This is a genomic window from Sphingomonas sp. 66-10 (assembly GCF_001897045.1).
GTDB classification, from domain to species: domain Bacteria; phylum Pseudomonadota; class Alphaproteobacteria; order Sphingomonadales; family Sphingomonadaceae; genus Sphingomonas; species Sphingomonas lycopersici.
Genome location: NZ_MKRR01000138.1, coordinates 20,483 through 28,307 on the forward strand (window position 1 = coordinate 20,483; position 7,825 = coordinate 28,307).

Genomic DNA, 7,825 nt, shown 5'->3' on the forward strand with positions numbered 1-7,825 from the left:
ACACGATCAGCGCGGTGGCGATCACCCGCGCCTTGCCGACGCGATCGGCGAGCAAGGCGAAGGGCACCCCGAGCACCGAATAGAGGATCGCGAAGGGCGGACCGCCGATCAGCCCGAATTGCGCGTCGTTGAGGTTCAGCTCGGCCTGGATCGGTTTCGCCAGGATGCCGAGGATCTGTCGATCGAGGAAGTTGAAGGCATAGACCAGCAACAGCATCGCCAGCACCAGCCGCGGATAGCCCGGCCGTTCGCGATCGATCATCGCCTCTCCTCTCCCGACGCAAAAAGGGGCCGGACGTTGCCGGCCCCTTCCCCCTTTATCCGTGGCTTCACTTAGAAACGGAAGCCCAAAGTGCCGCTCCACGTGCGCGGATCGCCGTAATAAGCGGTCTGGATGTTGCCGACGCTGGAGAATTCCTGCGCATCGGTGAGATAGACCGCCTTGGTGAGGTTCTTCACCCCGCCGCGCAGATACCATTTGTTGCCCGGCGCATCGTACTGGACGAACGCGTTGACCAGCCAATAGCCCTTTTCCATCAGCCCCGGGCGGTTGTCGACCGACAGCCATTGCTTGTCGACGAAGCGCGCGTCGCCGCCGAAGGTCAGCGTGCCCGCGCTGCCGAGCGGCACCGCATAATCGGTCGCCACCGAGAAGTTGATCGGTGGGGCGAATGCCGGCTTGCAGGTGATCTGCTTGCCGGTCGGGTTGCACGAGAAGGCGTCCTTGCCGGTCGGCGCGGTGCGACGGCCGTCGTTGAACTCGAGATATTTGGCGTTGAGATAGCCGAAGCTGGTGCGGATCGACCATTCGCGCGTCGGGTGCACCGCGATCTCGGATTCGACGCCCCAGATGCGCAATTTGCCCGCGTTGAGCACCGGGAAGGAGCCGTTGGCGGTCGCGCCGATCGCGCCGCCGCCGACCCGCGCCTGGAAATCGCGATAGTCGGAATAGAAGACATCGCTCGAAATCGTCACCGCGCCGCCCAGGAACTCGCCTTTGGCGCCGGCTTCATAGGTCCACACCGTCTCGGGCTTGAAATAGGGCACGATCACCGGCTTGCCATCAACGATCTGGGTCACGTCGGCGGCCGAATTGACGCGGCCGTTGAACCCGCCCGATTTGAACCCGCGCGAGGCCGAGACATACAGGGTCGCGTTGCGCGCCGGCTTGTACGACAGCGTCGCCGACGGCGTCCAGGCATCGAAGCTGACCGAATTGCCGCCGTTATAGGGCGCGGGCAGATTGCCGGGGAAAGCGAACGAAATGCCGTTCAGCGCGGCGAGGCTGGAGACGGTGGTGGTGAAGCGCGAATAGGTCTTGTCCTCGCGCGTGTAGCGCAACCCGCCGGTCAGCGAGAGCTGATCGGTGAAATTATAGGTCAGCTGGCCGAACGCGGCATAGCTTTTGGTGTTCTGATTGTCGTCAATCAGCCGGGTGAAGGTGACCGGCGCCTTCAGCACGGTGAACAGCGCATCGTCATAGGATTCCTGATGCGAGCGCACGCGTTCGTTGAGATAATAGAGGCCGAACACGCCCTTGAGCTTCTCGGTATCGAGCTTGAGCTGGAGCTCCTGGCTGAACTGATGCTGGCGGAAGCCGACGAAGGCATCGGCGACCTGATATTGGGTCGCGTCGAAATCGAGATAATAATCCGGGCGCAGATCGCGATAGGCGGTGATCGAAGTCAGCGACAGGATGTCGTTGAGGCGGATATTGCCGGTCAGCGAGACGCCCCAATGGTCGAGCCGCTGGCCCTGATCCGGCCCCAGCCCGGTCGATGCCTTGTAATTGTAGGGCCCATAGGGATAGGCCGGCGACAGCACGCGCGCGCCGGTGACGAAATCGGTCTGGATCAGCGGCGCGGTGGCATAGCCGAGCGTCGCGGCGGTGCGCTGGCGGGTATAATCGCCTTCGAGCAGGAACTCGACGTCGCTCGACGGCGTCCAGCGCAGGATCGCGCGCCCGGCGAGCGTGTCGCGATCGTTATATTTGCGGTTGGTCAGCGGATCGGTGACGGTGCCGTCGCGCTTGTCATAGACCCCGGCGACGCTGAGCGCGAGCTTGCCCTCGACCAGCGGGGCCGAGACATAGCCGTTCGCCAGCACCTGATTGTAACTGCCATAGGTGAACGACCCCATGGCGTGGATCTCGTTGGTGCTCGGCTTGCGGCTGATCACGTTGACCGCGCCGCCGATCGTGTTCTTGCCGTAAAGCGTTCCCTGCGGCCCGCGCAGCACCTCGATATGATCGATGTCGTAGAGGTTGAACAACGCACCCTGGATGCGGCTCATATAGACGCCGTCGACATAGACGCCGACCGCCGGGTCGAAAGTCTGCAGCGCGTCGGGCTGGCCGACGCCGCGGATGAAGATATTGGCGTTGGAGCTCGAGCCGCGGCCCTGCACCAGATTGACGTTGGGGATCGTCCCCTGGACCCCTGACAGGTCGATCGTCTGCTGCTTGGCGAGCTGATCCGACGTCAGCGCGCTGACCGCGATCGGCACGTCGAGCAGCCGCTCGGCGCGCTTGCGGGCGACGACGACGACATCATTGCCGGTGGCGACGCCCGGTTCGGCCGCAGGCGCCTCCTGCGCCAGCGCGGGCGCGGCGGCGGTCAGCGCGAGGATGGCGGCGCTGCCACGGAGCAGCGAACGGGACGGGAAAAAGCTCGACACGGGTATAATCCTCCCCTTTGCGGCACGTCGCTGGCTCGCGACTTGTGCGCCGGACGAAAGCGCAATACTGAAACTTGAACCAGGTTTCAACTTGGATGTGAGGCGGGGATGAGTGAGACCGGGGATGGCGCGGATTCAGCGAAGGGCGCGACAGGCGAAGGGGCGGCGAAGCGCCCGCGCACCGCGCGCGGGCAGCGCACCCAGCGCGCGATTCTGGACGCCGCGGCGGCGGAGTTCAGCGAGCACGGCTTCTATGCGGCGTCGATTAGCGGGATCACGCGGCGTGCCGGGGTGGCGCTGGGCAGCTTCTACACCTGGTTCGATTCGAAGGATGCGGTGTTCCGCGCGTTGGTCCGCGACATGTCCGATCAGGTGCGCGATCATGTCGCCCCCGCGATCCGCGCCGCGCCCGACCAGATCGCCGCCGAGCGCGCCGGGCTGGAGCAGTTCTTGCAATTCGTCCGCGGGCACAAGGAGATTTACCGCATCATCGACGAGGCCGAATTCGTCGACCCGGAAAGCTTTCGCCTGCATTATTCCACCACCGCCGACCGCATCGGCGAGCGGCTGCAGGCGGCGGCGGCGCGGGGTGAGTTGATCGAGGACGCGGGCGAGATCCACGCCTGGGCGATCATGGGGATGAACGTGTTCCTCGGGCTGCGCTTCGGTGTCTGGGCGGAGGACCGGCCGACCGAGGCGATCGCCGATCAGGTCGCGGCGATGCTCGCGCGCGGGCTGGCGCGGCGGGGATAGCGAGAAGTCGTCATGCCAGCGAACGCGGGCATCTCGGGCGGCGAGCGCTCGCTGGACGGGTTCTGATCGCATCGCTTACGGCACGCGGCCCCAGCTTGCGCTGGGGCGACGGGTTCTCTCAAGCGATCAGGTCGAACAGGTCGTCCCACCGCGGCTTCGTCGCCTCGATCAGCGTGATCTTCCCGTCGCGCTTCCACGCTTTGAGCGCCTTCTCGCGCACGATCGCGTCGAGGATCGTGTCATGGGGTTCGGCGAGCACCAGCCGCGTCAGCCCATAGCGCCGGCAGAATGACGACCCGGCCCCGCGCCGGTGCTGATCGACCCGCGCTGCGCGATGCGCCGTCACCCCGATGTAGAGCACGGCGCGCGGCTTGTTGGTCATGAAATAGGTCCAGCCGGCCATGTTGCACCGTCGCGTGTGCCGAGGGAGATGCCAGCTTTCGCTGGCATGACGGGGGGTAAAATAGACCGTCACCCCAGCGCAAGCTGGGGTCTCGTGCCTCAGGCGTCGCGCCAACCGCCCGCGATCCCGGCCTCCGCTGGGATGACGCACGACACACCACGCCCCTCAGACGGCGGCGTCGTAATCCAGCGCTTGCTGCAGCATCGTGCGCACCGCACGCAGCGACGGGACGGACGGCGTGGCCGCTCGTTTGCCTTCGCTCGCGAGCAATTTCTGCACGCCCTTCACGGTATAGCCGTCGTGATTGAGCAGCCGGTCGATCCGCTCGACCAGTGCGACATCGTCGGGCCGGTAATAGCGGCGGTTGCCGGCGCGGGTCAGCGGGCGCAATTGGGGAAAGCGCGTTTCCCAATATCGGAGGACGTGTTGCGGCAAGCCGGTGGCCGCCGCGACTTCACCAATCGTCCGAAATGCACCCGCTGCCTTGGCGTCCGGTCCCGTCACTCTACCCCGCTGCGACGATGCGATCGCGCATCATCTGGCTGGCGCGAAAGGTGAGCACGCGGCGTGGTGCGATCGGCACCTCGACGCCGGTTTTGGGATTTCGCCCGATCCGCTCGCCTTTATCGCGCAAGACAAAAGTGCCGAAGCCCGATATCTTGACATTTTCCCCCGCCGCCAGCGCATCGCACAAAAGATCGAGCACCTGCTCTACCATTCGTGCTGAATCGGCTCGCGACAATCCCACCTGTCGGTGCAGTGCCTCGGACAGGTCCGCACGCGTCAAGGTTCCCGCATCACTCATTCCAGCCTCACTCCCCCCCAGGAATAGATGACCAATATTGTAAGTTTATCACCCTGGTTCGTCGCCAGAAAGTAATTTGTTTTTATGGGAGTCGTCCCGTTTCAGAAACGGACGACCGAGGCGCCCCAGGTGAAACCGCCGCCCATCGCCTCGAGGACGACGATCTGTCCCGGAACGATACGCCCGTCGCGCACGGCGGTATCGAGCGCGAGCGGGACCGACGCGGCGGAGGTATTGGCGTGGCGATCGACCGTCATCACCACCTTTTCGGCGGGCAGGCCGAGCTTGCGCGCGGTCGCGTCGAGGATGCGGGCATTGGCCTGGTGCGGCACGACCCAGTCGACATCGTCGGCGGAGAGGCCGGCGGCGACGAGCGATTCCCCCATCACCGTGGCGAGATTGACCACCGCGTGGCGGAACACCTCGCGCCCCTTCATCCGCACCTTGCCGACCGTGCCGGTGGTGGAGGGGCCGCCGTCGACATAGAGCAATTCGTTATGCCGCCCGTCGGCGTGGAGCCGGGTGGCGAGGATGCCGCGCCCGCCCGCCTCGGCGCTGTCCTGCGCCTCGAGCACGATCGCCCCGGCGCCGTCGCCGAACAGGACGCAGGTCGCGCGATCCTCCCAGTCGAGGATGCGGCTGAACGTCTCGGCGCCGATCACCAGCGCCTTGGCGTGGCCGCCGGCGCGGATCATGCTGTCCGCCACCTGCACCGCATAGAGAAAGCCCGAGCACACCGCGGCGACGTCGAACGCGGTGCAATCGTCGATCGCCAGCGCCGCCTGCACCTTGGTCGCGGTGGCGGGGAAGGTCTGATCGGGGGTCGCGGTGGCGAGGACGATCAGGTCGATCTCCTGCGCATGCACCCCGGCGGCGGCGAGCGCCGCCTTGGCCGCGTCGGTCGCCAGCGTCGCGGTGGTCTCGTCGGGCGAGGCGATGTGGCGGAAGCGGATCCCGGTGCGCTCGACGATCCACTCGTCGGAAGTATCGACCATCTCCGCCATTTCGGCGTTCGACACGCGCCGCGCGGGAAGCGCCGATCCGGTTCCGGTGATGACGCTTCTGATCATGAAGTCTGCTTTTCGAAATTGCCGAGGTCTGTCGCGATGCGCCGCGCGAGATCGGCCTGCACCATCTTGGCCGCGGCGCCGATCGCGGTCGCCACGCCGAGCTCGTTGGCGCCGCCGTGGCTCTTCACCACCAGCCCGTTGAGCCCGAGGAACACCGCGCCATTGTGATTGTTGGGATCGAGATGATCGCGCAGCAGCTCGGTCGCCGGGCGCGAGATCAGGAAACCGATCTTCGAGCGTACCGATGAGGTGAAGGCGCGCTTCAGCAGGTCCGCGACGAAGCGCGCGGTGCCCTCGGCGGTCTTGAGCGCGATATTGCCCGAGAAGCCGTCGCAGACGATCACGTCGACATCGCCGCGCGACAGCTGATTGCCCTCGATGAACCCGGTGAAGCGCAGCGGCAGATGCGTCGCGGCGCGCAGGCCCTGCGCGGCGTCGCGAATCTCCTCGGTGCCCTTCTGATCCTCGCTGCCGATGTTGAGCAGCGCGACGCGCGGGCTTTCGAGATCGAGCATCGTGCGGGCATAGGCCGCGCCCATCACCGCGAATTGCATCAGGTTGCGCGCATCGCACTCGGTATTGGCGCCGAGATCGAGCATCACCGCGTCGTTCGCGCCGAGCGAGGGCAGCAGCGCGGCGAGCGCGGGGCGATCGATCCCCGGCATCGTGCGCAGCGCGAGCTTGGCCATCGCCATCAGCGCGCCGGTGTTGCCCGACGACACGGCGGCGCCCGCGCGACCCTGCTTCACGCAGTCGATCGCGATGCCCATCGAGGTGGTCTTGGCGCGGCGCAGCGCACGGCCGGCCGTCTCGCTCGACCCGACGATGTCGGGCGCGTGGACGATCTCCGCATTGCTGCTCAGATTGGGGTGGTTTTTCAGCCCGTCGCGAATCGCCGCCTCGTCGCCGACGAGAAGGAATTTCATCCCCTCGAAGCGACGGCGCGCGCGCGCGACGCCGGCGAGCATGACCGACAATCCCTCGTCACCGCCCATCGCATCGACGGCGATCCACGAGCTGTCGGACATCAACCGGCGACCCCCCTGTTGGCCGGGCTATCAGCCCTCGACGGAAACGACTTCGCGTCCGTTATAATGGCCGCATGCCGGGCACAGATTGTGCGGACGCTTCAGTTCGCCACAGTTCGGGCATTCCTGAAACGCCTCGACCGAGAGCGCATCGTGCGCGCGACGCATGCCGCGGCGGGAAGGAGAAGTTTTTCGCTTGGGGACGGCCATCGCGGCACCTTGATCCGTATTCAGTTCAAAAGGAGGCGATTCGCCCAGAACGACTGAGACGCAACCGACGTATATACATACGCCGGCCGCGCCGGGCGGCCGGGCGCATCGCGAAGCCCCGCGCCTATAGCGGATTATCCTCGCGTTGCAAGCCGCGCGCGCGAATGGCGAAATTCCCGCGGCGAATCCGGCGTCGCCGCATCCGGTCGCCTTGTCCGCGCCGGGGCCGGGGGATTCGTGTCGGCCGCGCCGCGCGAATCGCGCCGCACCCCCGGCGCGAATGGATTTCCGCCTTCGCGCGAATGACGTAAGGATGGAATATGCCCCCGTGGATCGGGCTAACAGACGGGGAATAAAGGGAGGGGCGAATGATGATGCTTCCGGTGACCTTGGTGCTGGCGGCGGCCGCCGGGCTGATCAATCTGTGGCTCGGGCTGCGGCTGGTGCGCGGGCGGATGGGGGGCGTGTCGATCGGCGACGGCGGCAAGCCCGAAATGCTCGCCGGGATGCGCGCGCACGCCAATTTCGCCGAATATGCGCCGCTGGTGGTGATTCTCACCGCGCTGATCGAGCTGGCGCGCGGCCCGTCGCTGCTATTGTGGACGCTCACCGCGATATTCGTCGTCGCGCGGCTGCTCCATCCGCTCGGCATGGCGCGCCCCGCGCCCAACCCGCTGCGCGCCGCCGGGGCGCTCGGGACGTGGATCGTCACCGCGGTGCTCGCGATATGGGGGCTGACGATCGCCTATCAGGCCAATGCCGCGCCGCCGTCGCACGGCCCCGCGATCGAGACGGTCGCGCCGCGCGGGTGATTCTTCATCGGGGGGGAGGGGTTTACGCGGTCGAGCGGCGGTGGAAACCCTCCAGCGGCTCGTCGGAG

Annotated in this window: 10 protein-coding genes; 2 read left to right on the plus strand and 8 right to left on the minus strand. The window is 66.3% G+C overall.

Annotated features, from left to right (window positions below):
* Positions 1-262: MFS transporter (locus tag BGN95_RS19305; RefSeq protein WP_353744721.1), on the minus strand; the 262-nt coding region annotated here is incomplete at its 3' end.
* 71 nt (positions 263-333) lie between these two features.
* Positions 334-2,676, minus strand: a complete 2,343-nt coding sequence (locus BGN95_RS19310; RefSeq protein WP_286773730.1) for a TonB-dependent receptor — start codon at positions 2,674-2,676, stop codon at positions 334-336.
* A gap of 108 nt (positions 2,677-2,784) precedes the next feature.
* Between BGN95_RS19310 and BGN95_RS19315 the strand changes: the two genes are divergently transcribed.
* Positions 2,785-3,429 carry a TetR/AcrR family transcriptional regulator gene (locus tag BGN95_RS19315; protein WP_286773731.1) on the plus strand — a complete coding sequence of 215 codons (645 nt, stop codon included), beginning with the start codon at positions 2,785-2,787 and terminating at the stop codon, positions 3,427-3,429.
* 118 nt (positions 3,430-3,547) lie between these two features.
* On the opposite strand, the gene BGN95_RS19320 is transcribed toward BGN95_RS19315, so the two are convergent.
* The 6 genes from BGN95_RS19320 to rpmF all read right to left on the minus strand — a co-directional run bounded on the left by BGN95_RS19320 (position 3,548) and on the right by rpmF (position 6,945).
* Positions 3,548-3,832 carry a GIY-YIG nuclease family protein gene (locus BGN95_RS19320; RefSeq protein ID WP_286773732.1) on the minus strand — a complete coding sequence of 95 codons (285 nt, stop codon included), beginning with the start codon at positions 3,830-3,832 and terminating at the stop codon, positions 3,548-3,550.
* Between the two features lie 165 nt (positions 3,833-3,997).
* Positions 3,998-4,336: a MerR family transcriptional regulator gene (locus BGN95_RS19325; protein WP_179513033.1), complete on the minus strand. Its 339-nt coding sequence runs from the start codon at positions 4,334-4,336 to the stop codon at positions 3,998-4,000.
* Between the two features lies 1 nt (position 4,337).
* On the minus strand, positions 4,338-4,637 hold the full coding sequence (locus BGN95_RS19330) for an integration host factor subunit alpha (RefSeq protein ID WP_179513034.1): 300 nt from the start codon (positions 4,635-4,637) through the stop codon (positions 4,338-4,340).
* A 101-nt stretch (positions 4,638-4,738) separates the two neighbouring features.
* Positions 4,739-5,707, minus strand: coding sequence for a beta-ketoacyl-ACP synthase III (locus BGN95_RS19335; protein ID WP_265268771.1), 969 nt, complete (start codon positions 5,705-5,707; stop codon positions 4,739-4,741).
* Positions 5,704-6,735 carry a phosphate acyltransferase PlsX gene (plsX, locus tag BGN95_RS19340; protein ID WP_179513036.1) on the minus strand — a complete coding sequence of 344 codons (1,032 nt, stop codon included), beginning with the start codon at positions 6,733-6,735 and terminating at the stop codon, positions 5,704-5,706. The genes BGN95_RS19335 and plsX overlap by 4 nt, the downstream gene beginning before the upstream one ends.
* A gap of 30 nt (positions 6,736-6,765) precedes the next feature.
* Positions 6,766-6,945, minus strand: a complete 180-nt coding sequence (gene rpmF, locus BGN95_RS19345) for a 50S ribosomal protein L32 (protein WP_179513037.1) — start codon at positions 6,943-6,945, stop codon at positions 6,766-6,768.
* 368 nt (positions 6,946-7,313) lie between these two features.
* Between rpmF and BGN95_RS19350 the strand changes: the two genes are divergently transcribed.
* Positions 7,314-7,757: an MAPEG family protein gene (locus BGN95_RS19350; RefSeq protein WP_349293267.1), complete on the plus strand. Its 444-nt coding sequence runs from the start codon at positions 7,314-7,316 to the stop codon at positions 7,755-7,757.
* Positions 7,758-7,825: the final 68 nt, after the last annotated feature.